This is a genomic window from Cupriavidus gilardii, assembly GCF_013347325.1.
Classification (GTDB): Bacteria; Pseudomonadota; Gammaproteobacteria; order Burkholderiales; family Burkholderiaceae; genus Cupriavidus; species Cupriavidus gilardii.
Genome location: NZ_CP054626.1, coordinates 3,289,460 through 3,310,957, shown reverse-complemented (window position 1 = coordinate 3,310,957; position 21,498 = coordinate 3,289,460). Strand labels below are relative to the sequence as shown.

Here is a 21,498-nt window from a genome sequence, read left to right as displayed (position 1 = left end):
CACCACTCCCGCCGCCACGACCGACGCTGCAACAACGTGCATGCCGTCCGACACGCAGGCGGCAAAGCTTACAAGCGTTGGTATGTCTTACCCAGCCGGCGAGGCTGTCTTGCGCCGCACCGACAGACGGCCGGTCCACCGCCGCATCGCCAACCCGCGATTGGAACGCCGATTGCATATTGACGGGCGGCCCCCGATCGCGGGGTTCATGTCAGCGCTACGGGGACTTAGCGCACCGCTGGAGGAAAACAATATGAGAACGATGACTTCTATCGCCGCCCTGGCTTTCGCCATGGCTTGCGGACTCGCAGGCTGCACCGCCGCCGGCAGCGGCACGGGGTCGGGATCCGGTTCCGTTTCGGGCTCGGGCACGGTGACGCCGACCGACAGCTCGCGGTCGGGCACCGGCACGGGGACCAGCACGAGCGGCAGCTCGTCCGGTACCTCGAGCGGATCCGCCACCGGCACGAGCGGCACGCGCTGAGCGCCGCCGTCCATCCGCGACCACCAGTCGCTGCAAGCGGGCCCATCGGCTGACGTCGGTGCGGCCCGCTTGGCTTTGCGCTGGCATTGCGCAGCCACTGCGTCCCAACCGATTCGAAGGAGCGATGCCATGCCGACAGACCGTGCGATCCCTGTTGCCGGACCGGCCCATCCGCGCGCGTTCGCATGGGCCGGCTACACGCTTGGCTTCGCGATGAGCGGCTTCTTCGACGGCATCCTGCTGCATCAGATCCTGCAGTGGCATCACTTGCTGTCGGGCATCGAAGGCGGCGCGCTCGGCGACCTGCGCGTGCAGGTGATGGCCGATGGCGTGTTCCACGCGCTGATGTACGTGATCGCGGCGATGGGGATGTGGCTGCTGTATCGAAGCCGCGACGCACTATCGATCGCCAACGCTCCCCGGCACCTGCTGGCCAACTTCTGGATCGGCTTCGGCGTCTGGCACGTCGTCGATGCGGTGCTGTCGCACTGGATCACCGGCATCCACCGCATCCGCATGGACTCCCCCAATCCCTTGCTGTGGGATCTGATCTGGCTGTTCCTGTTCGGCGTGATCCCGTTGATCGTCGGCATCCGCATGCGCAAGACGAGCAGGGGTGCCGGACCTCGTGCCGGCGCCGGCCCGCGCGGCCCCGGCATGGCCGCAAGCTGGGTCGTGGCCGTGCTGGTCGGCGGTACGCTGCTCGGCGCCGCGCTGAACCTGTTCCCGGCAAGGGCGGCAACGATCGATACCACCACGGTGGTGATGCGCCCCGGCGCGGCGCCTTCGCAATTGTTCGCCGCACTGGAGGGCAGCGACGCCCGCATCGTCTGGACCGATGCCGGCGGCGGCGTCTGGGTGCTCAGCGGTGCCGAGGCGGTGGACCGGCTGCGCCTGTACCGGCATGGCGCGATGTACGTCAGCGGGACGGCAGCACCGGCCGGCTGTTCGGCCTGGGTTCGTTAGGCGCATTCCGGATCGGCCAATGGCCACGTCGAGCTGGACAGGACTACATCGCTCGCCATGCCGAGGAACGGGGTCTGATTCCGCATGCCGTGGTTCAGCGCACGGTCGAAGGCGCGACGCCCGCGCGAGCCTGGCGAGAACATCTCGGACTGACCCAATCCGATGTCGCGGCCCGTATCGGCATCTCCCAGTCGGCATCTCCCAGTCGGCGTACGCGCAGCAGGAACGCGGCGAGCGTCTGCGCAAATCGACGCGCGAGAAGATTGCCGCCGCGCTTGGCATTCGGCCGCAGCAACTCGACTTCTGATTGCGCGCCGACGCGACTTTCCGCACACCGCGCGCGTGCGGCTGTGCGGATTCCCATCCATGTCTGCCGCGATGCAGACATTGTCCGCAAGGCAAAACGCTTGTCTTTCAGCGACTTAGCTGCCGCCATCGGGCATGGCCTGCAATGGCACGCCCATTGCAACGCAGGCGCCTCGCAAGCTGCCGCGACAGACGGCAGACGCGCTGACCGCTCCGCTGCGGAGCGTGGAAAAGGCAGTGCCGGCGAGGCCGGCCAAACAGGAGACGACGATGCGGCAAACAGCAGCTCGGTGGAAGCGGCCGTCCTTGGGGACCGTCGCGATGGTGGCGGCATTGGTGGCCGCCGGATGCGGCGGCGGCGATGATGGGGGCGGCGGCAATCTGCAGCCGCAGAGCGCCGAGAACGCGCCCGGCCTGGGCCTGGGACACCGGGCCACGGTCGAGGCGACCGTGCTGTCGTCCGCGCCCGAGCGCGTGACGGGCGGCGATGCGCTGATCCGGCTGAGCGCCAGCGAGCGTGCGTCCGGCAACAAGTTCAAGGTCAGCCTCAACGGCGTCGATGTCAGCGACGCCTTCACGCCGACCGCCGACCGCGAGGCGCTCGGCATCGTCAGCGGACTGAAGCTCGGCGAGAACACGCTGGAGGTCAAGCACGGCCCCGCGCGCACCACGCTGACGCTGACCAACTATCCGATCACCGGCCCCGTGTTCTCCGGCCCGCACGAAAAGCCCTATATCTGCGCGACGCAGAATTTCACGCTGCCCGACGGCAGCAAGCTCGGCGCACCGCTCGACGAGAACTGCTCGGTCGAACGCCGCGTGCACTACGTCTACCGCTCGACCGCCAACAGCTTCAAGCCGCTGCCGACGCCGGTCGCCGCGTATCCGGCGGACCTGGCCAGCACCACCAACAACGCGGGCGCGACCGTGCCTTACATCGTTCGCGTCGAGACCGGCACGATCAATCGCGCGATCTACCAGACCGCGATCCTGCACGACCCATTGAAGGACGCCGAGCCGACGCCGCTGGCACCGCCCTCGGGCTGGAACCGCAAGGTCATCTATCCGCTCGGCGGCGGCTGCCAGGGCGGCTGGTACATGCAGGGCACGCCGGTGGCCGTTCTGAACCACAACTACCTGCGCAAGGGCTACGCGGTGGCCAGCGCCTCGCTCAATACCTTCGGCAACAACTGCAACGACCTGCTGTCGTCCGAGACCATCGCGATGGTCAAGGAACGGCTGATCGAGAACTACGGCACGCCGTTCTTCACGATCGGCACCGGCGGCTCCGGCGGCGCCTATCAGAGCCACCAGACCGGCGACAACTATCCGGGCCTGTTCGACGGCATCATCGTGACCTCGGTGTTCCCGGACGTCACCTCGTCGACGCTCTTCAAGCTGCACGACTCGCGCCTGCTGCACCTGTACTTCACGCAGAACGCGCCGGGCCAATACAGCGACGCGCAGCGCTCGGCGATCTCCGGCTACCTGAAGCCGGGCAATATCGCCGCGATGAGCAGCAGCGCGGGCCGTCTCGATCCGGTGGTGTCGTTCCCCGCGGGCTTCCCGGCCGACCAGAAATACCATCCGGTCACCAACCCGACCGGCGTGCGCGCGACCGTCTACGACCACACCGTCAACGTCTACGGCAAGGACGCGCGCGGCTTCGCCAAGCGGCCGATCGACAATGTCGGCGTGCAGTACGGCCTGAAGGCGCTGAACGACGGCATGATCACGGCCGACCAGTTCATCGACCTGAACGAGAAGATCGGCGGCGTCGACGTCGACTTCAAGAAGATCGCGCAGCGCACGGTCGGCGACCTCGACGCGATCGCGCGCGCCTATCAGTCGGGCCGCATCACCTCCACCGGCGGCGGGCTGGCCACGACGCCGATCATCGATCAGCGCGACTACTTCGACGATCGCGTCAACGGCGACATCCACAACAAGATCCACAGCTACTCGGTGCGCGCGCGGCTGATCGCGGCCAACGGGCATGCGGACAACCAGGTCATCGTGGGGCCGGGCACCATCCGCGACGACAACTTCGACCAGATGGACCGCTGGCTGACGGCGATGCTGCGCGACACCGGCCCGGGCAGCAAGGCCGAGAAGGTGGTGCGCAACAAGCCGGCGGATCTCGTCGATGCGTGCTGGGACGCGAGCGGCAACAAGATCATCGAGCCGCAGACCGCGCACGGGCCCGGCCAGTGCAATACCTTGTACCCGGCCGGCATCACGCCGCGCATGGTCGCCGGCGGCCCGCTGGCCGACGATATCGTCAAGTGCCAGCTCAAGCCGATCGATCCGGCCGACTACAGGGTGATGATGACCCCTGCGCAGCTCGCCCGGCTGCAGTCGATCTTCCCGACCGGGGTCTGCGACTGGTCGCGGCCAGGCGTCGAGCAGCAGCCGTTGAAGGGCACCTGGCTGTCGTTCGGCCCGTCGCCGGTCAATCTGCTGTTCGATGTGACGAAGCCCTGACGGCGCGGCCGTGAAGACCTGATGGCCCTGTCAGCGCGGACTGCCCCCTGACGGAGAAAGGGGGCCGGCGCCGATGCATCGACGATCCGATGCATCGGCGCGCCTGATGTTTACGCCGATTGACGCGCCGGGGCGCGGCTTTGCCTAATGGCCGGTCGTTGGCGCACGTCGCCCGCATCCTTCCCGCGCATCGATATGTTGGACTCCACCGCGACTTCCCCTGCGACGCAGACGATGCCGCCGCCGGCATGGCCGCGCGGGCGGGCGCGTCGCGCGGCGGCGATCGCCGCGGTCTGCGCCGTGATGGCGGCCGGTGTCACGGTCGCCTATCTGTGGGGCGAGCGCGTCGGCATCCGCGCGCAGCGCGATGGCACCGCGCACCGCATCGAAGCCTATATCGGCGGACTGCGCAGCGAGATGCGCCGCTACGAGTATCTGCCCGCGGTGGTCGCGCTGAACCACGACGTGCAGCGGCTGCTGCGCGAACCCGATACACCCGGCCTGCCGATGGCGGCCAACCGCTTCCTCGCCGAGGTCAACGCCGCCGCCAAGTCGACCGCGATCTACGTGATGGACGCCCACGGCCTGACGCTGGCCGCGAGCAACTGGAACGAGGCGGCCAGCTTCGTCGGCATCAACTTCTCGTACCGGCCGTATTTCCGCGACGCGATGCGGGGCAAGCCGGGCCGCTTCTATGGCATCGGCACCGTCAGCCGCGAGCCGGGCTACTACTTCTCGCAGCCGATCGTGCGCGAGGGCACGATGCTCGGCGTGGCCGCGGTCAAGGTCAATCTCGACAAGATCGACGAGCCCTGGCTCGCCAACGACGACCGCGTCCTGGTGGTCGACGCCAACGGCATCGTATTCCTGAGCTCGCAGCCCGACTGGCGCTTCAAGTCGCTGCGCGAGCTGCCCAGCGAGACGCGCTGGCAACTGGCGTCGACGCGGCAGTATTCGACGGTCGACTCGCTCGATCCGATCGGCTTTCGCGAGCAGCGCCGCTTCGCCCCCGACATCAGCGTGGTGCAGATGCCCGACGGCGACGAATTCCTCGCGCGGAGCCGGCGCATACCCGATACCGACTGGCGGTTGATCGTGCTGTCCGACATGGAGCCGATCCGCACGCTGGCGCGCAACAGCGCGGTGATCGGCGCCTTCGCGCTCGGCTTTCTGCTGCTGCTGATCCTGTACGTGCTGCAGCGGCGCCGTGCCGCCGCGCAGAACCGCGCCGCCAAGGAGGCGCTGCAGCGCGCGCACGACGAGCTCGAACGCAAGGTCGCGATGCGCACGCAGGCGCTGTCGGGATCGAATCTGAAGCTGCAGAAGGAGATTGCCGAGCGCAAGCGCGCCGAGCAGGTATTGAAGGCGGCGATGGACGAACTGGTGCAGGCGAGCAAGATGGCCGCGCTCGGCCAGATGTCGGCCGGCATCACGCACGAGCTGAACCAGCCGCTGGCGGCGCTGCGCACGCTGTCGGCCAATACCATCGTGTTCTTCCGCCGCGGCCAGACCGATGCGGTCGAGACCAATCTGAACGTGATCTGCCAGATGGTCGAGCGGATGGGCAAGATCACCGCGCAGCTGAAGAAGTTCGCGCGCAAGGCGCCGGTGCAGTCGGTGCCCACACCGGTCGGCACGGTGATCGCCGATGCGCTGTTCCTGCTCGACTCGCGCATTCGCGCCGACGGCGCGGAGCTGGTGGTGTCGGTGCCCGAGCCGTCGCCACTGGCGCTGTGCGAAGGCAACCGGCTCGAGCAGGTGCTGGTCAACCTGCTGTCCAATGCGCTCGATGCGATGAAGGATGCGAGCCCCAACGACGCAGACCACGACAGTGACAGCAAGGACGCCGCCGCACGCGTGCTCGAGATCCGCGTGCAGGCGGACCCGCAGTGGGTCACGATCGAGGTCGCCGATCGCGGCTGCGGCATCGACGACGACGTGATGCCGCGACTGTTCGAACCGTTCTTCACCACCAAGGAGCAGGGCGTCGGTCTGGGCCTGGGGCTCGCGATCTCCGCCGGCATCGTCCGCGAATTCGGCGGCACGCTGCGCGCGGAGAATCGCCGCGCGGTCGGAGTGTCCGGCGACCCCGGCGACCCGGACAACCGCGACGACATCGTGGGCGCGCGCTTCATCGTTCAGCTTCCCGCCGCACAGGAGACCCATGCCGATGCGAACTGATCTGTCGGTCCTCTATGTCGAAGACGATGCCGCGGTGCGGCTGGGCAGCACGCAATCGCTGCAGATCGCGGGGCTGTCGGTGGAAGCGTTCGGGTCGGCCGAACAGGTGCTGCACCGCCTCACGCCCGGTTTTGCCGGCGTGCTGGTCACCGATGTGCGCCTGCCCGGCATCAACGGCCTGGCGCTGCTCGACAAGGCGCTGGAAATCGATGCCGCGCTGCCGGTGATCCTGGTCACCGGCCACGGCGACATCTCGATGGCAGTGCAGGCGATGCGCCGCGGCGCCTACGATTTCGTCGAGAAGCCCTATTCGCCCGGCGAGCTGACCGAGGTCGTGCAGCGCGCGATGGAAAAGCGCGCGCTGACGCTCGAGGTCGAGGCGCTGCGCCGGCAGCTGGCCGACACGCAGGCGATCGAGGCCAAGGTCATCGGCCGCTCGGCGGCCGTCGAGCGGCTGCGCAAGCTGATCCTCGACCTGGCCTGTACCGACGCCGATGTGCTGATCCTGGGCGAGACCGGCACCGGCAAGGAACTGGTGGCGCGCTGCCTGCACGAGTACGGACCGCGGCGGCAGGGCAACTTCGCCGCGCTCAATTGCGGCGGCGTGCCCGAATCGCTGTTCGAGAGCGAGGTGTTCGGGCACGAGTCCGGCGCGTTCACCGGCGCCGCGCGGCGGCGCGTCGGCAAGATCGAATACGCGCAGCGCGGCTCGCTGTTTCTCGACGAGATCGAGACGATGCCGATGTCGCTGCAGATCAAGCTGCTGCGCACGCTGCAGGAGCGGCAGTTCGAACGGCTGGGCTCGAACACGCTGCTGCCGATGGACTGCCGCGTGATCGCGGCCACCAAGGTCGACCTGCTGGCGCTGTCGGCGGAGCAGCGCTTCCGCGCCGACCTGTACTACCGCCTGAACGTGGCGGTGATCGACATCCCGCCGCTGCGCGAACGGCGCGAGGACATTCCGCTGCTGTTCTCGCACTTCCTGCTGCAGGCGGCGCTGCGCTACGAGCGGCCGGTGCCCGAGGTATCGCCGCCGCATATGCGCGAGCTGATGATGCATCCGTGGCCGGGCAATGTACGCGAGCTGCGCAATGCCGCCGACCGCTTCGTGCTGGGACTGCCGGGCGGCGGCACCGGCTTGCCCGGCAGCAACGGCGGTGCATACGGCAGCGCATACGGCAGCGGCAACGCGAATGGAAACGGCAATGGCGGCGACACGCGTTCGCTCGACGAGCAGGTTGCGGTGTTCGAGCGGCATCTGATCGAGGAAGCGCTACGCGCAGCGTCGGGGCGCACCGCGGCGGCGAGCGATCTGCTGCGCGTGCCGAAGAAAACGCTGTACGACAAGATCAAGCGGCTCGGCGTCAATCTCGAGGCGTTCCGCGCGAACGCGGGCACGGAGTGAGTCGCGGCGTCCGTGCCGCGGCAATGCCGTCCACATCGAGGCTGTCCACATCGAGGCTGTCCACATCGGGTCCGTCCACATCCGGCGTGTCCACATCGAGCCTTCCACGTTTCGTCCGCATGTCGCCAGTTCGGCCGGCTCTTGCTAGACTGCGTGCGCGCATGCGACGCGGGGATGGAAGGGCTGAAAGCCATGCGCACTTCGGTGCCGGGCCTGGCGGTTTGCCGGCGCCGTCGCAGCGGTAAATACGACGTCAACAAAAGACAGGACTGCCAGGCGGCGTCTTTGTCGCGAGAGCGGCAAAGACGCCGGTTCTGATCGCAGTCGACATCCGCGTTGTCCACATCGAAGTGTCCACACGCGGTGTCCACATTCCTGCGCCGCAATTTCCCCGCATTTGCCCTTCCCGCGCAGCGCCGAGCGCCTACACTGTAGTGACCGTTTTTCGCGCTCCCACGCTCGCCGCACCATGGCCCATCTCACCTTCGCCCCGGCGATCCAGCGCCATGTCCCCACGCCAGACCGTCAGCTGTCCGCCGACTCGGTGCGGGCCGCGCTCGACGCGGTGTTCGCCGAGCAGCCGGAGTTGCGCGGCTACATCCTCGACGACCAGAACCAGTTGCGCCGCCATGTGACCGTCTTCATCGACGGCACGATGATTCGCGACCGGCAACGGCTCAGCGATCCGTTGCGCGAGGACAGCAAGGTCTACGTGGTGCAGGCGCTGTCCGGCGGATAAGCGGCGCGGGAGCACGGCGGCTTCGACGAACCATGTTCCGACAGCCAACGCGCCGACGGCCACGCGACCGGCGGCCGATCGATACCAGGAGACCTGAACGATGAACGACCGACTTCTCGTGGCAACGCGCAAGGGCTTGTTCGAGATCGAACGCCGGCCCGAGGGACAGTGGCAGCAAACCCGGGCGCATTTTCTTGGCGAGCCGGTCACGATGGTGCTGTCCGACCCGCGCGACGGCACCCTCTATGCCGCATTGAATCTGGGGCACTTCGGCGTCAAGCTGTGGCGCCGCGCGCGCGGGGAGACCGAGTGGTCCGCCTGTGCGGTGCCGGTGTATCCGCCGCAACCGGAAGAGCAGGCCGCCGCTGCAAGCCATGCCGCGCCGGACCCCGACGCGCCCAAGCCGGCGCCCTGGTCGCTGCAGCAGCTGTGGGTGCTCGAGGCCGGCGGTGCCGACGAACCGGGCGTGCTGTGGGCCGGCACCATTCCCGGCGGCCTGTTCCGCTCCGGCGATGGCGGCGCGAGCTGGGCGCTGAACCGGCCGCTGTGGGATCGACCCGAGCGCGCGCAGTGGTTCGGCGGCGGCTACGACTATCCCGGCATCCACTCGATCTGCGTCGATCCGCGCGACAGCCGCCATGTGTCGATCGCGATCTCGTGCGGCGGCGTCTGGCAGACCCGCAACGGCGGCGACAGCTGGGAGGCCACCACGCGCGGCATGAAGGCGGGCTATATGCCGCCGGAACGCAGCGAGGACCCGAACATCCAGGACCCGCACTACATGGTGCAATGTCCGGCCCAGCCCGACGCGCTGTGGGTGCAGCATCACGACGGCGTCTTCCGTTCCGAGGACGGCGGCGCCAGCTGGCGGCGCGTCGAAGGGCGTCCGTCGAAGTTCGGCTTCGCGGTCGCGGTGCACCCGCGCGATCCCGATACCGCGTGGTTCGCGCCGGCCACCAAGGACGAATGCCGCGTGCCGGTCGACGGCAGGCTGGTGGTGTCACGCACGCGCGACGGCGGGCGCAGCTTCGAGGTGTTCGACGAAGGCCTGCCGGCGCCGCCGGCCTACGACCTGATCTATCGGCATGGGCTGGCCGTCGACGGCAGCGGCGAACGGCTGGCGATGGGCTCGACCACCGGCGGGCTGTGGGTATCGGAGAACGGCGGCGAACGGTGGACCTGCGTATCGGCGCATCTGCCGCCGGTCTATTGCGTACGCTTCGGCTAGCGGCGCGCCGCATTCGATACCGCGGATCAGGACACAACTGCACCGGCGCGCATTGACGGCGGGCGGGGCGGGCGGAACACTGCGCGCTTCCCGCGCCGGACAACATCGCGCCGCGCACGGTCCCTGCAGGCCCCTGTCACCTTCGCTCCGCGTTCGATGTCCAGCTGCCGTTCTCACGCCACCTTCCCGGCCGATGCCGCCTCCATGGATTTCGCTGTCTCGCCCGCGCGCAGGCTGGTCGCCGAGGCGCTCGGCACGGCGCTGCTGATCGCGGTAGTGATCGGCTCCGGGCTGCGCGCCGAGCGGCTCGCGGCCGGCAATGCCGCGCTGGCGCTGCTGGCCAACTCGCTGGCGAGCGGCGCGGGGCTCGCCGCGCTGCTGCTGACCTTCGGCGGCATTTCGGGCGGCCATCTGAATCCGGCAGTCACGCTGTCGGCCTGGCTGCAGGGAATGCTGCCGGCGCGCGAGGCGCTGCGCTATGGGCTGGTGCAATGCGGGGGCGCGGTTGCCGGCGTGATCGCCGTCCACCTGATGTTCGGCGAGCCGCCGTTGAACGGGTCGAACCACGCGCGCACCGGCGCGCCGATGTGGTGGAGCGAATTCCTGGCGACGTTCGGACTGATCGCCGTGGCGATGGGCACCGCGCGCGCCCGGCCGGCGCTGCTGCCGTTCGCGGTGGCGGGCTATATCGCCGCGGGCTACTGGTTCACCGCCTCGACCTCGTTCGCCAATCCTGCGCTGACGCTGGCGTGCGCGCTGACGGCGAGCTTCAGCGGCATCCGCGCGATCGATGTGCCGGGCTTCGTGCTGGCGCAGTGCGGCGGTGCGCTGACCGCGACGCTGGTGTTCCACTGGCTGCTGCGCACCGTGCCCGGCGGCAGCCGTGCCGCGGCAAGGTCCGACGGTGCGTGCCCCGGCGGCGCCGCGCCTACCAGCGCCGATTGAGCTGGATGCCGAAGATCGAACCCGTGGCCTGCGAGGCCCAGGCGTCGGCCGGCGCCGCGAAGGTGATGCCGTCGACGTCGTTGGCGCGGCTGTAGGTGTAGAAGGCGCGCAGATTGGCGTTGCCGGCGGCCTTGCCGAGCGTCAGCGTCGGCGCCACCGTCAGCGCGGTGCGCTGGCCGCTGACGCCAAAGCCCGACGAAATCTGGTCGTGCGCGACCTCGAAGCTCAGGCGGAAGCGCTCGGTCGGCGCATAGGCCGGCCGCACGCGCGTGGTCATCCATTGCAGCGTGCCCAGCGCCGAGCGGTCGTACTGCAGGCTCGATTCGACCGAGCCGATCAGGCCCGCGCGTCCCTTCCATTCCATCGATTCGGCGACCCGCACGCGCGACAGCGTGTCGCCCATGCCGGTATAGCCGGTCATCGCGGTGCGGCTGCCGGCGCCGTACTGCAGGCCGAAGCGGTTGGTGCCGGCCAGGACGCCCTTCTGTTCGTGCATTGCCGACGCCCACCAGGCATCGCCGGCGGCATCGGCCAGCGCGTCGGCCTGGACGCGCGTGAAGCCCAGCTGCAGCGTGCCCTTGTCATTGACGCCGATCGGCGCGGTGCGGACCGAGTGATAGCTGGGCAGATGCTGGCCATTGGTGTCGTTGCGGGCGGTGTACTGATAGCTGAGGCCGACGCCGGCGATCCTGGCGTCGTCGACGCCGAAACGCAGCGCGCTGGAGGTCGGCGGCAGCAGGCCCGACGACATCAGGAACGGGGACGTGTCGCGCCGGCCGGCCCACATGGTGGCGCCGTCCAGCGCGGCCACGCCCTTGACCGCGGTATAGAACTGCGGGATCAGCTGATAGGGATCGACCGGAGCAGGCCGCCCATCGATGGTCGTGGTATTGGTGCCGCGCGCCTGCGCCACCACCTCGATCGCACCGCCGCCGTCCAGCGTATAGAGCTGCTCGCGCAGCTTGACCTCGCCGCTGCTCTGGCAGGCCACGCCGTGGCCGATGCCGGTCGACAGGCTGCCGCCCGGACAGGCCCGCATCGCGTGGGTGTTGTCCTCGTAGGCCGCGCGGCCGCTGTACGACAGGCTCCAGACGGTCTCTTCGGCCGGTTCGGCGCTCGGCAGGTTGGAGGCGAATACCGGCGGCGCATCGCTGGGCGTGGCCGCGGCGTCGCCGCCGGCCGGCGCCATGGCCTCGGGCATGAATTCGCCGAGCCGGTTCGGGAACAGCACCACCGGTGGTGGCGCAGGCGGCAGCGGCTCGGGCGGTCCTGCCAGGCCCGGGTCGAGGTCGGCCAGCGCGGTCTGTTCCGGCGTATCCGCGGGCGGCAGGTCCAGCGTTCCGGTGGCGGCGTCGGCCGCGGCCGGCGCCTCGCGCTGAAGCAACCCGGCGAGCGGATCGGCGTCGGCGGCCTGCGGCTGCGGCTGCGGCTGCGAGCCTGCCGACTCCGCCGGCGGCACCGGACCCTCGACCGACGGGTTCTGCGTCGGGTTCTGCATCGGATTCTGCGTCGGATTCGGCCTTGAATCCGGCGTCCAGCTCGACAGCCGCGCAACCGCCGGCACCGGGGCGGCCGGCGCGAACACCGGCGGCGCGATCGGCTCCGGCGCCGGCGGCGTCTGCGCGCAGGCAACGATGCCCCACGCCGCCAGGCCGGCCAGATACAGCCAGCGCGGACGCGGCAGTACGGACGAACGGACGGAGCGGTTCAGCGGACGACGGCGAGAGGAAGACGACGCGGACAACGACATGCGGTGACAACAGGGCGGCAACGGTGCGCAACGGCGAGCACGGGCTCGGCCGTGCCGGACCGACGGTTTTATCAGTCGGGCTGATTGGACAGCAAGAGAGGTTACAAAATCCATCGGCTGTGCACTGCAGATGACGAAAGCGTACGTTCGGCCACCGATGCCGACGCAGCGCGCCATGCCGGATCGCCCCCCGCGAAGGCGCGCCATACCGCACTTTCCTAGCGAAAACCCGGAGCTTGGCGCGGCCCCGTGGCGAATTGGGCACCGCTATAATCGATCAGCCTGCTGGAACGGGTATGAGCGGGCAAACCAGAGGGTGAATCCGGGCCTGTTATCGGCGCAAGCTGCCACGTCGGCGGGTGCGGCGGTAACAGGCCCGTTATTGCGCGCTGTCGTACCACGGCCTGCCGCGCGTTCCCGGCCAGCGTTGGAGTCGACGCACTCTCTCGCCCTCGGCCGGACCAAAATTCGAAAACGAGGAGAGTAGTCGATGGAACGTCGTTCCTTTCTGTTGAAAGCGTCGGCCGTGGCGGCCACCGGTGCGCTGGCCGCCTGCGGCAAGCAAGAGCAGGCCGCCGCGCCGACCCCCGCCAGCGCCCCCGGCACGCCCGCCGCGCCTGCCGTGGTCGGCAGCAACCCGGCCGTCGAATGGCGCCTGGCGTCGAGCTTTCCGAAATCCCTCGACACCATCTACGGCGGCGCCGAGACGCTGTCGAACCGGGTCAAGGAACTGACCGACGGCAAGTTCAACATCAAGGTGTTCGCCGCGGGCGAAATCGTGCCGGGCCTGCAGGTGCTCGACGCCGTGCAGAACAACACCGTGCAGATCGGCCACACCGCCGGCTATTACTACTTCGGCAAGAACCCGACGCTGTGCTTCGACACCACGATCCCGTTCGGCCTGACCGCGCGCCAGCAGAACGCCTGGATGGTGCAGGGCAACGGCATGAAGCTGATGCGCGAGTTCTTCAAGGAATACAACGTCGTCAACTTCCTGGGCGGCAATACCAACGCGCAGATGGGCGGCTGGTTCCGCAAGGAGATCCGCACCGTCGCCGACCTGCAGGGCCTGAAATACCGCGTCGCCGGTTTCGCCGGCGTGGTGCTGTCGCGCCTGGGCGTGGTGCCGCAGCAGATCGCCGGTGGCGACATCTATCCGGCGCTGGAGAAGGGCACGATCGACGCCGCCGAGTGGGTCGGCCCGTATGACGACGAGAAGCTCGGCTTCTTCAAGGTCGCGCCGTTCTACTACTACCCGGGCTGGTGGGAAGGCAGCGCACAGCTGTCGTTCTACGCCTCGGCCAGCGAATTCGAGAAGCTGCCGGCGCTGTACAAGCGCGCGCTGGAGACCGCGACCTTCGAGGCGCACACCACGATGATGGCCAAGTACGACACCGTCAATCCGCAGGCGCTGGCGCGCCTGCTGGAGAACGGCGTCAAGCTGCGCCCGTTCTCGCGCGAGATCATGGAGGCGTGCTTCAAGGCGACCCAGGACGCCTATGCCGAGGAAAGCGGCAAGAACCCGTCGTTCAAGAAGATCTACGACGACTGGCGCGTGTTCCGCAACAACCAGGCCGCGTGGTTCAACGTCGCCGAGCAGGCCTTCGCGCAGTTCAGCTTCGCCCGCAAGCTGTAAGCGCCGGCGGGCGGCATCGCGCCGCCTGCACGGCTCGGTCCGCACCGGTAGAATCCTCGGCTTCTGAGAGGATTCTCCGATGCAGACCGGCATACTCTACGCCCTGCTGGCGTACATCATCTGGGGCCTGCTGCCCCTGTACATCAAATCCCTCCACGGCATCGCGCCCCTCGAGATCCTGCTGCACCGGATGGTGTGGTCGCTGGTCTTCCTCGGCGCCATCCTGGCGATCCGCCGGCACTGGGGCTGGCTGCGCGGGGTCTGGTCCGATCGCCGCCTGCTGCTCGGCTTCGTCGCCAGCGCGGCGCTGCTGTGCGGCAACTGGTTCCTCTATATCTGGGCGGTGTCCAACGATCGCGTCGTCGATGCGAGCCTGGGCTACTTCATCAATCCGCTGTTCAGCGTGCTGCTCGGCGTGGTGTTCCTGCGCGAGCGGCTGCGGCCGGCGCAGTGGGTCTCGATCGCGCTGGCGGCCGCCGGCGTGGTGTGGCTGACCTTCGCCGCCGGGCAGCTGCCGTGGATCGCGCTGGCGCTGGCCGGCACCTTCGGCGGCTACGGGCTGCTGCGCAAGACCGCAGCACTGGGTGCGCTCGAGGGGCTGTCGCTGGAAACGCTGCTGCTGTTCCCCTTCGCCGTCGCCGCGCTGGGCTGGATGTTCTCGACCGGCGAGGCCGGCTTTGCCCATGCGAGCCTGGGCGTGCAGTTCCTGGTGGCGATGGCCGGGCCGGTCACCGCGGTGCCGCTGCTGTTCTTTGCCGCGGCGGCGCGCCGCATCCCGCTGTCGCTGCTCGGGCTGTTGCAGTACACCGGTCCGACGCTGCAGCTGCTGCTCGGCGTCTGGCTGTACCACGAGCCGTTCCCCGCCGACAAGCAGCTCGGTTACGCGATGATCTGGGTATCGCTGGCGCTCTATGCGCTGGAGGGGTTCTGGATGTCGCGGCGCCGCCCGCCGGCGGTGGCGGTCGACTGATCGATCATTGGCGGTATCGATGGAACGTGTTACTGGCGGCGCGCGACCATTCGTCGACAACATGATTGTGCCTGTCGAGCGGGGGACTGACGCGATTGCCATGCGGCGGCGCCGGGCACATCCACGCCATTCCATCGATGCGACCGATGGCATCGGCGATCCGGCCGCCATGTTTGATTATTGGCACGAATAATCGAACGCCGAGCTCCCATGTCCAGTACGACGGTCCCGCCGCTGCGCAAGATCATCCATTGCGACTGCGACGCGTTCTACGCCTCGGTCGAGATGCGTGACGACCCGTCGCTGCGCGGCCGGCCGATGGCGGTCGGCGGCGCCCCGGACCGGCGCGGCGTGATCGCGACCTGCAACTACGAGGCGCGCGCCTATGGCGTGCGCTCGGCGATGTCGTCCGCGCAGGCGGTCAAGCGCTGTCCCGAGCTGCTGATCCTGCGGCCGGCGATGGACAAGTACAAGGAAGCGTCGCGCCAGATCTTCGGCATCTACCGCGAATACACCGAGCTGGTCGAACCGCTGTCGCTCGACGAGGCCTATCTGGACGTCAGCGCGTGCACGCAGCACCGGGGCAGCGCGACGCGCATCGCCGAGGAGATCCGCCGGCGCGTGCGGGAAGAGGTCGGCGTCACGGTCTCGGCCGGCGTCGGGCCCAGCAAGTTCATCGCCAAGATCGCCAGCGACTGGAACAAGCCGGACGGCCTGTTCGTGGTGCGGCCCGAAGCGGTCGACGCCTTCGTCGCCGCCTTGCCGGTCGAGCGCATCCACGGCGTCGGCCGGGTCACCGCGGCCAAGCTGAACCGCCTCGGCGTCAAGACGTGCGCGGATCTGCGGGCGTGGACGCCGGACCTGTTTCATCGGCACTTCGGCAGCTTCGGCGGCCGGCTTTACAACCTGTGCCGCGGCATCGACGAGCGGCGGGTATCGCCCGAGCGCGAGCGCAAGTCGATCAGCGTCGAGGAGACCTATGCCGACGATCTGCCCGACCTGGCGGCGTGCCTGGCCGAGCTCGAGGCGCTGATCGCGCAGCTGCAGGTACGCATCGCGCGCGCCGGTGCCCAGCATCTGATCCACAAGTTGACGGTCAAGCTGCGTTTCTCCGACTTTCGCCAGACCACGGTCGAATGCCGCGGCCAGATGCCCGAGCGCGACGTCTACGCGCGGCTGCTGGCCGAGGGCCATGCGCGGCGGCGCTTGCCGGTGCGGCTGCTGGGCGTGGGCGTGGCCACCAGCGATCCGGACACGGCACAGCTGGATCTGTTCCAGGATCTGGCCGATGCGGGCGACGGCAGGGACAGCGCGCACGAAAGCGCCTGAGCCGGTCCGCCGCCATCGTCACGGCAGCTGATTGCGCATCAGCACCAGCCAGGGGGCATGCGAATTGGTAAAGCCGTCCACCAGGCCGGAATCGCCCAGCTCGACCAGCTCCATCGACACCGACTGCTGCAGGTTCCCGCCGATGGTCTTGACCACGCGGGCGGTCGCATCGACCTCGACCACGATGTCGCAGTGCATCGGCGTGGTGCCGAAGCCGACCTCGTCGACGCTGCTCAGGTATTTGTCGCGGCCGCGCCCCGCGCACAGGATGTCGCCGGGGCGCGGCATCGCGGGCAGCGGCTCGAGGCGGAAGGCCGGCGCGGGCAGGATGCCGTCGCGCGCATCGACCACATACATCGAATGCGATTGCCCGGTCAGGAACTGGCGCTCGTTCAGCCCCGCCTGGCGCAACACCCACGAAATGAACACCGCGGACCACGCCCACCGTCCCTCGGTGATCTGCTGGCAATCGACCTCCTTGCCGACGATGGCCCAATAGCGCTGCGCCAGCGCGCAGCCCTGCGGCGTCGCCTCCATGCCGGTGCCGTCCGGAAAACCGGCGCACCCCGGGGCGGCAGTGGTGCCGAAACTCTCGTCGGTATCGGCCGACGAGGCGGACGCGCCATTCGTCGCGCCATTCTGGATCCGCGCTTCGATGCCGTCGGGCAGCGCCGGCGGCGGCAGTGGCAGCGGACTGCTGACCACGCAGGCGGTGTCGTCGCGCCCGATGCGGATCGTCTGGCCTCCCCAGCGCTGCCACTCCTGCAGCGCGATCTGCACGATGCGCTGGCGCGGCGTGGCGCCTGGCATCGCCGGCGGCGCCTGTACCTGGGCCTGCGGCAACGGGACCGCCTGCAGACGCGCCGTCGGTGGCGGCCCCGGCGGAGCGGGCGGCTGCATCGCGCAGGCGCTCAGCAGGCAGGCGGCAACCGTGCCGGCGAGGGCCGCCAGACGGCGGCGCAGCGCGCGCGACACCGCCCCCGGTAAACCTGCCGGGCGCTGTGGAAAATCATGTGAGAAACGATGTGAATAACGCTGTGGAAATCCGGGTGGCAAGGCGTGCATCGGCATGACCTGAAAACGGCGGACGACGACGAAGGAGGCGCGCGCAATGGCGCCGAAAGACCCGCGCAAGGCTGAAAAGACGCGGAAAAACGCGGGAAAGAACGCCGATCCGGCATGCCGCGCGTGGCATCGCGACGCCGCCTCGGGCGCCGCCCGGCCCGGGGGCCGATGCCGGTGGAAAAACGGGGAAAAGCCTTGCGGCTGCGTTGTGGATAACATTTCCCGCCCGGTGCCCCACGCTCGCCTTGCGGCGACAGGCGGCGGCACGGCGGGACCCTGTGGAACCGGGCTGGTCGGTACCGCCCGGCAGCTTACTGATTGACGGCGTCCTTGAACTTCTGGCCGGCCTTGAACTTGACCGTCTTGGCCGCTTCGACCTTGATCTCTTCGCCGGTACGCGGGTTGCGGGCCATGCGCTCGCCACGCTCGCCCTGGCTGAACGTGCCAAAGCCGATCAGGCTCAGCGTGTCGCCCTTGGCGACGGCGTCCATGATGGCGTTCAGCGTCACGTTCAGTGCCTGCTCGGCCTTGGCCTTGGTCAGACCATCCACACCCGCTGCGATCGCGTCGATCAGTTCGGTTTTCGTCATGCTTCACTCCGTATCGAGTTGAAAAAACACATTGCCTCCCGCCCGCCCGGTGTGCCGGACGTGGCCCCGGAAAAGGCGCTGCGGGCCACATCATACCGTGTCGCGCCAGCCGGTCCCCGCGCGACATTGTTACAGCAACCCTTGCTGGACAAGGCCTGCCGGGATTGGAGCGGGAAGTTGGACGGTTTACGGGCGCGCCAGCAAGGCATGCAGCGCGCCGCATACCGCCATGCATACCGTCACGCAACCGTGACGTATACGGACCCTGCCGAACCGCGTTGACGGCCGTGCAGGGCCCGTATACGCCTGCTGAGCGCCACGGCACCCCTGCAGGTCCCGGAGCCCATCCAGGGACGTTAACGGCGCTCCGGGGGGCTCTCAGGCGCCTCCGGGCCTGCTCGGGCCGATTCCGGCACGTTGCGGGCACAGGTATACGCCGGTTTGTCGGCATTCCACGTCCGGGGTTCACACGGGGTGCGGATGCGGAGTCAAGGCGGGCTGGACGTATACCGGCTCGGCCGACAGCCTTGTCCAAGGTATACGGCGTCCAGCGGTATACGCCCGATACGCCTCGACGGGGTAAACGCCGCACGGGTTTACCTCGTTTTGCCTGTCTTTTCTGGTGTCCCGCGAGGGAGCCGATGGGGGACGTAGTCCCTTTGGTTTAGATAGTTCTTTTGATGTATACGGATAGTAGTAGTAGGTAAACCCGCCCCCTTTCTGTGGACAAGTAGGTAAACGTCAGGCGGATCAATGGTTTACCGAATGCAGAACCATCGGGACGAAATCCCGGTGCAGGTGGATGACTCAGCCGTTCGGTGGAGGGACCCGCCGACAGTGCTAGGACTTATGCCCGAGGCATCCCCATGCCAGCCCCAGGCGGCCCACATCAAACCCGCGTGCTTATCCACAGAAGAAGGCGAGGTTGTCCACAACTTCGGTTCGTTCGTCGCCCCCTTTGCGTCGCGCTACGCGGGTATACGTCGGTGGGCAGCACGTGGTGGATGGACCGCTTCTTGCTCCGTTTCGCGTCGGCCGTTTCCGTAGCGCCCCGGTAAACGGCCACCATGCGGCCACCAGGTATACGCCGCGCCACGCACCATCACGCACGGTCACGCGGCGCGGGTATCATCCGGCATCGCCCGGCCGGCACGCGCCGGCATCGGGAACACGACCAGCAGACAGACCGAACGACGGTAAACAGGATGGATATGGCCGAACAGTCGAAGCGCAAGCAGGACAGCAAGGGGGACAAGAGCGACAAGGCAGGCAAGGGCGCCAAGGCCGAAAAGGACAAGAAGCCCAGGACCGCCAAGGACCGCATCGAGGTCCGCCAGTCCGGCGTGCACGGCAAGGGCGTCTATGCGATCGCGCCGATCGCCGCCGGCGAACGGATCATCGAATACAAGGGCGAGCGGATCTCGTGGGAGACCGCGCTGGAGCGCCACCCGCACGATCCGAACGAGCCGAACCACACGTTCTATTTCAGCCTCGAGGGCGGCGACGTGCTCGACGCCAAGTTCGGCGGCAACCGTTCGCGCTGGATCAACCATGCCTGCGAACCGAACTGCGAGGCACGCGAGAAGAAGGGCCGGGTGTTCATCCACGCGCTGCGCGATATCGAGCCGGGCGAGGAGCTGTTCTACGACTACGGGCTGGTGATCGACGCCCGCTATACGAAGAAGCTGAAGAAGGAGTTCGAGTGCCGCTGCGGCAGTCCGAACTGCCGCGGCACCATGCTGGCGCCCAAGGGCCGGCGCTGACGCGCTGCCGCCGCGGCGGCCGGGGCCAGCGGATCTAGCCCGCCCCGGGCGCCTCGCAAGGAATCCGGATCACGAAGCGCATATTGGCGCGCGCCTGGCCGTCGGCGCGCTGTGATTCCGTATCGGGCACATCCTCGATGCTGATGCTGCCGTGATGCAGGCTGATGATTTCGTGCACGATCGCCAGCCCCAGTCCGGCGCCGCCCGGCGTGGCCTCGGGACTGCGTCCGGGAACATGGTCGCCGCGGAAGAAGCGCTTGAACACCTCCTCGCGCCGTGCCGGCGCAATGCCGGGGCCGTTGTCCTCGACCATCACCACCGCCATGCCCCGATGACCGATGGCCTCGCCGCCGGCCCGCACGGTGATGCGGCCGCCGGCGGGCACATACTTGACCGCGTTGTCGATCAGATTGTTCAGCGCCTCGCGCAGCAGCAGCCGGTTGCCGCGCACCATCGACGGCGCGGCGCCGGTGAAGGTCGGTCCCGGCAACGTTTCGAAGCCCAGGTCGATATGGCGCGCCAGCGCCTGCGGCACCCATTCGGCGCCGGTCTCGAAGGCCAGCGTGGCCAGGTCGAAATGCTCGATCGGGCCGAGCCGCTCCAGCGACAGGCCGGGCTCGGCGCGCGCCAGCGACAGCAACTGGTTCGACAGCCGCACGGCCCGGTCCGCCGCCGACTGCAGCTCGCGCAGCGCATGGCGGGCCACCTCGGCGTTCTCGGCCTCGACCGCGCGGTCGGCATGCAGCTTGACCGCGGTCAGCGGCGTGCGCAGCTGATGGGCGGCATCGGCGATGAACTTGCGCTGGGCGTCCAGCGCATCGCGCAGCCGCGCCAGCAGCGCGTTCAGCGCGCGGATCAGCGGCTCGACCTCGGCCGGCACTTGGGTCTCGTCGAGCGAGGCCAGCGAGCGCGCGGTCTGCCGGTTCAGCTTGTCGGTCAGGATCTGCAGCGGCACCAGCTCTTCCTTCAGCACGTGCGACAGGATCAGGCTGCCGACCAGCAGCAGCAGGATCAGCGGCACCGACACCGACAGCAGGATCTCGTTGGCGGCGGTCTCGCGCCGGTCCAGCAGTTCCGCGACCTCGACGACGATCGGGCCGCGCGACGGGGCGGCGGCGGCCTGCGGCACACTGGCCGCGCCGTTCGCCGCGCTGGCGGGCACGCTGTTTGTGATGCTCGCGGCAACGTCCGCGGCAACGTCGATGTCGCCATCGGCCGGCGCGGCCGGCACCGGATCGAGATGCACCGGCAGCCGCACCGCCCGTACCTGCCGCCCGCTGAACCAGGCGTAGAACAGCCGCGCGTCATGCAGCGTGGTCTGGCCGGTGCCGTATCCCAGCCAGGTGTCCATGCCGCCGATCAGGCCATCGGGTCCATGGATGCGCCAGTAGATCCGGTCGCTGCCTTCGGCCTCGACCAGCGTCTGCGCGATCGCGGGGATATCGTGTTCGAGCCGGGGACCGGCGATGCGGATCTGCTGCGCGATATTGTTGGCGACGCCGTACAGGGCGCGGTCGAACACCTGCGTGGTGTAGTGTGCCGCGAGCCAGTAGGACAGCGAGCCGCTGGCGAGCACCAGCGCGAACAGCGGCGTGGCCAGCGCGCGCAGCAGGTGGATGCGCAGGCTTTGCGTCGAGGCCAGGCGTACCTGCTGGGG

The 21,498-nt window shown here is 68.6% G+C and carries 17 protein-coding genes and 1 pseudogene; 13 read left to right on the top strand and 5 right to left on the bottom strand.

What is annotated here, in order from left to right:
- Positions 1-87: 87 nt before the first annotated feature.
- Positions 88-615, bottom strand: a complete 528-nt coding sequence (locus FOB47_RS25150) for a hypothetical protein (RefSeq protein WP_174782327.1) — start codon at positions 613-615, stop codon at positions 88-90.
- On the opposite strand from FOB47_RS25150, the gene FOB47_RS25145 reads away from it, so the two are divergent.
- The 8 genes and pseudogenes from FOB47_RS25145 (at position 614) to FOB47_RS25110 (ending at position 10,738) form a co-directional block, all read left to right on the top strand.
- Positions 614-1,450, top strand: coding sequence for a DUF2243 domain-containing protein (locus FOB47_RS25145; protein WP_174782326.1), 837 nt, complete (start codon positions 614-616; stop codon positions 1,448-1,450). The genes FOB47_RS25150 and FOB47_RS25145 overlap by 2 nt on opposite strands.
- A gap of 11 nt (positions 1,451-1,461) precedes the next feature.
- Positions 1,462-1,757: pseudogene (locus FOB47_RS26250) on the top strand (helix-turn-helix domain-containing protein).
- A gap of 269 nt (positions 1,758-2,026) precedes the next feature.
- Positions 2,027-4,240 carry a DUF6351 family protein gene (locus FOB47_RS25135; RefSeq protein ID WP_174782324.1) on the top strand — a complete coding sequence of 738 codons (2,214 nt, stop codon included), beginning with the start codon at positions 2,027-2,029 and terminating at the stop codon, positions 4,238-4,240.
- A 195-nt stretch (positions 4,241-4,435) separates the two neighbouring features.
- A complete protein-coding gene (locus FOB47_RS25130; RefSeq protein WP_174782323.1) occupies positions 4,436-6,421 on the top strand; it encodes a sensor histidine kinase in 1,986 nt (661 codons plus the stop codon).
- On the top strand, positions 6,405-7,826 hold the full coding sequence (locus tag FOB47_RS25125) for a sigma-54-dependent transcriptional regulator (RefSeq protein ID WP_174782322.1): 1,422 nt from the start codon (positions 6,405-6,407) through the stop codon (positions 7,824-7,826). The genes FOB47_RS25130 and FOB47_RS25125 overlap by 17 nt, the downstream gene beginning before the upstream one ends.
- Before the next feature lie 469 nt (positions 7,827-8,295).
- The gene (locus tag FOB47_RS25120) at positions 8,296-8,565 is read left to right on the top strand and encodes a MoaD/ThiS family protein (protein WP_053822864.1); all 270 of its coding nucleotides are present in this window, start codon (positions 8,296-8,298) and stop codon (positions 8,563-8,565) included.
- A 100-nt stretch (positions 8,566-8,665) separates the two neighbouring features.
- Positions 8,666-9,793, top strand: coding sequence for a WD40/YVTN/BNR-like repeat-containing protein (locus tag FOB47_RS25115; protein WP_053822863.1), 1,128 nt, complete (start codon positions 8,666-8,668; stop codon positions 9,791-9,793).
- A gap of 204 nt (positions 9,794-9,997) precedes the next feature.
- Positions 9,998-10,738, top strand: a complete 741-nt coding sequence (locus tag FOB47_RS25110) for an aquaporin (RefSeq protein WP_053822862.1) — start codon at positions 9,998-10,000, stop codon at positions 10,736-10,738.
- On the opposite strand, the gene FOB47_RS25105 is transcribed toward FOB47_RS25110, so the two are convergent.
- Positions 10,722-12,488: a carbohydrate porin gene (locus FOB47_RS25105; RefSeq protein WP_244959385.1), complete on the bottom strand. Its 1,767-nt coding sequence runs from the start codon at positions 12,486-12,488 to the stop codon at positions 10,722-10,724. The two genes, FOB47_RS25110 and FOB47_RS25105, sit on opposite strands and share 17 nt — an antisense overlap.
- 490 nt (positions 12,489-12,978) lie before the next feature.
- On the opposite strand from FOB47_RS25105, the gene FOB47_RS25100 reads away from it, so the two are divergent.
- The 4 genes from FOB47_RS25100 to dinB all read left to right on the top strand — a co-directional run bounded on the left by FOB47_RS25100 (position 12,979) and on the right by dinB (position 16,423).
- On the top strand, positions 12,979-14,124 hold the full coding sequence (locus tag FOB47_RS25100) for a TRAP transporter substrate-binding protein (protein ID WP_023265089.1): 1,146 nt from the start codon (positions 12,979-12,981) through the stop codon (positions 14,122-14,124).
- A 79-nt stretch (positions 14,125-14,203) separates the two neighbouring features.
- A complete protein-coding gene (gene rarD / locus FOB47_RS25095) occupies positions 14,204-15,094 on the top strand; it encodes an EamA family transporter RarD (protein ID WP_006579856.1) in 891 nt (296 codons plus the stop codon).
- Between the two features lie 19 nt (positions 15,095-15,113).
- The gene (locus tag FOB47_RS25090; protein ID WP_174782321.1) at positions 15,114-15,287 is read left to right on the top strand and encodes a hypothetical protein; all 174 of its coding nucleotides are present in this window, start codon (positions 15,114-15,116) and stop codon (positions 15,285-15,287) included.
- A gap of 17 nt (positions 15,288-15,304) precedes the next feature.
- Positions 15,305-16,423 carry a DNA polymerase IV gene (dinB, locus tag FOB47_RS25085; protein WP_174782320.1) on the top strand — a complete coding sequence of 373 codons (1,119 nt, stop codon included), beginning with the start codon at positions 15,305-15,307 and terminating at the stop codon, positions 16,421-16,423.
- 18 nt (positions 16,424-16,441) lie between these two features.
- Here dinB and FOB47_RS25080 read toward each other — a convergent pair whose 3' ends face one another.
- Both FOB47_RS25080 and FOB47_RS25075 read right to left on the bottom strand, forming a co-directional pair.
- A complete protein-coding gene (locus tag FOB47_RS25080) occupies positions 16,442-17,494 on the bottom strand; it encodes a DUF2272 domain-containing protein (protein WP_390884854.1) in 1,053 nt (350 codons plus the stop codon).
- 305 nt (positions 17,495-17,799) lie between these two features.
- Positions 17,800-18,078 (bottom strand): HU family DNA-binding protein, encoded by a 279-nt coding sequence (locus tag FOB47_RS25075; protein WP_006579334.1) that lies wholly within the window; start codon positions 18,076-18,078, stop codon positions 17,800-17,802.
- A 1,211-nt stretch (positions 18,079-19,289) separates the two neighbouring features.
- On the opposite strand from FOB47_RS25075, the gene FOB47_RS25070 reads away from it, so the two are divergent.
- The gene (locus FOB47_RS25070; protein WP_053823252.1) at positions 19,290-19,841 is read left to right on the top strand and encodes an SET domain-containing protein; all 552 of its coding nucleotides are present in this window, start codon (positions 19,290-19,292) and stop codon (positions 19,839-19,841) included.
- Positions 19,842-19,875: 34 nt separating this feature from the next.
- Here the strand turns inward: FOB47_RS25070 and FOB47_RS25065 are convergent, their stop codons facing one another.
- Positions 19,876-21,483, bottom strand: a complete 1,608-nt coding sequence (locus FOB47_RS25065) for a sensor histidine kinase (RefSeq protein ID WP_244959496.1) — start codon at positions 21,481-21,483, stop codon at positions 19,876-19,878.
- Positions 21,484-21,498: the final 15 nt, after the last annotated feature.

Excerpts from the sequence above, each read along its gene's own strand:
- FOB47_RS25145 (WP_174782326.1), top strand. The coding sequence starts at position 614 with ATGCCGACAGACCGTGCGATCCCTGTTGCCGGACCGGCCCATCCGCGC.
- FOB47_RS25150 (WP_174782327.1), bottom strand. The coding sequence starts at position 615 with ATGGCATCGCTCCTTCGAATCGGTTGGGACGCAGTGGCTGCGCAATGC.
- FOB47_RS25135 (WP_174782324.1), top strand. The coding sequence starts at position 2,027 with ATGCGGCAAACAGCAGCTCGGTGGAAGCGGCCGTCCTTGGGGACCGTC.
- FOB47_RS25130 (WP_174782323.1), top strand. The coding sequence starts at position 4,436 with ATGTTGGACTCCACCGCGACTTCCCCTGCGACGCAGACGATGCCGCCG.
- FOB47_RS25125 (WP_174782322.1), top strand. The coding sequence starts at position 6,405 with ATGCCGATGCGAACTGATCTGTCGGTCCTCTATGTCGAAGACGATGCC.
- FOB47_RS25120 (WP_053822864.1), top strand. The coding sequence starts at position 8,296 with ATGGCCCATCTCACCTTCGCCCCGGCGATCCAGCGCCATGTCCCCACG.
- FOB47_RS25115 (WP_053822863.1), top strand. The coding sequence starts at position 8,666 with ATGAACGACCGACTTCTCGTGGCAACGCGCAAGGGCTTGTTCGAGATC.
- FOB47_RS25110 (WP_053822862.1), top strand. The coding sequence starts at position 9,998 with ATGGATTTCGCTGTCTCGCCCGCGCGCAGGCTGGTCGCCGAGGCGCTC.
- FOB47_RS25105 (WP_244959385.1), bottom strand. The coding sequence starts at position 12,488 with ATGTCGTTGTCCGCGTCGTCTTCCTCTCGCCGTCGTCCGCTGAACCGC.
- FOB47_RS25100 (WP_023265089.1), top strand. The coding sequence starts at position 12,979 with ATGGAACGTCGTTCCTTTCTGTTGAAAGCGTCGGCCGTGGCGGCCACC.
- rarD (WP_006579856.1), top strand. The coding sequence starts at position 14,204 with ATGCAGACCGGCATACTCTACGCCCTGCTGGCGTACATCATCTGGGGC.
- FOB47_RS25090 (WP_174782321.1), top strand. The coding sequence starts at position 15,114 with ATGGAACGTGTTACTGGCGGCGCGCGACCATTCGTCGACAACATGATT.
- dinB (WP_174782320.1), top strand. The coding sequence starts at position 15,305 with ATGTCCAGTACGACGGTCCCGCCGCTGCGCAAGATCATCCATTGCGAC.
- FOB47_RS25080 (WP_390884854.1), bottom strand. The coding sequence starts at position 17,494 with ATGCCGATGCACGCCTTGCCACCCGGATTTCCACAGCGTTATTCACAT.
- FOB47_RS25075 (WP_006579334.1), bottom strand. The coding sequence starts at position 18,078 with ATGACGAAAACCGAACTGATCGACGCGATCGCAGCGGGTGTGGATGGT.
- FOB47_RS25070 (WP_053823252.1), top strand. The coding sequence starts at position 19,290 with ATGGCCGAACAGTCGAAGCGCAAGCAGGACAGCAAGGGGGACAAGAGC.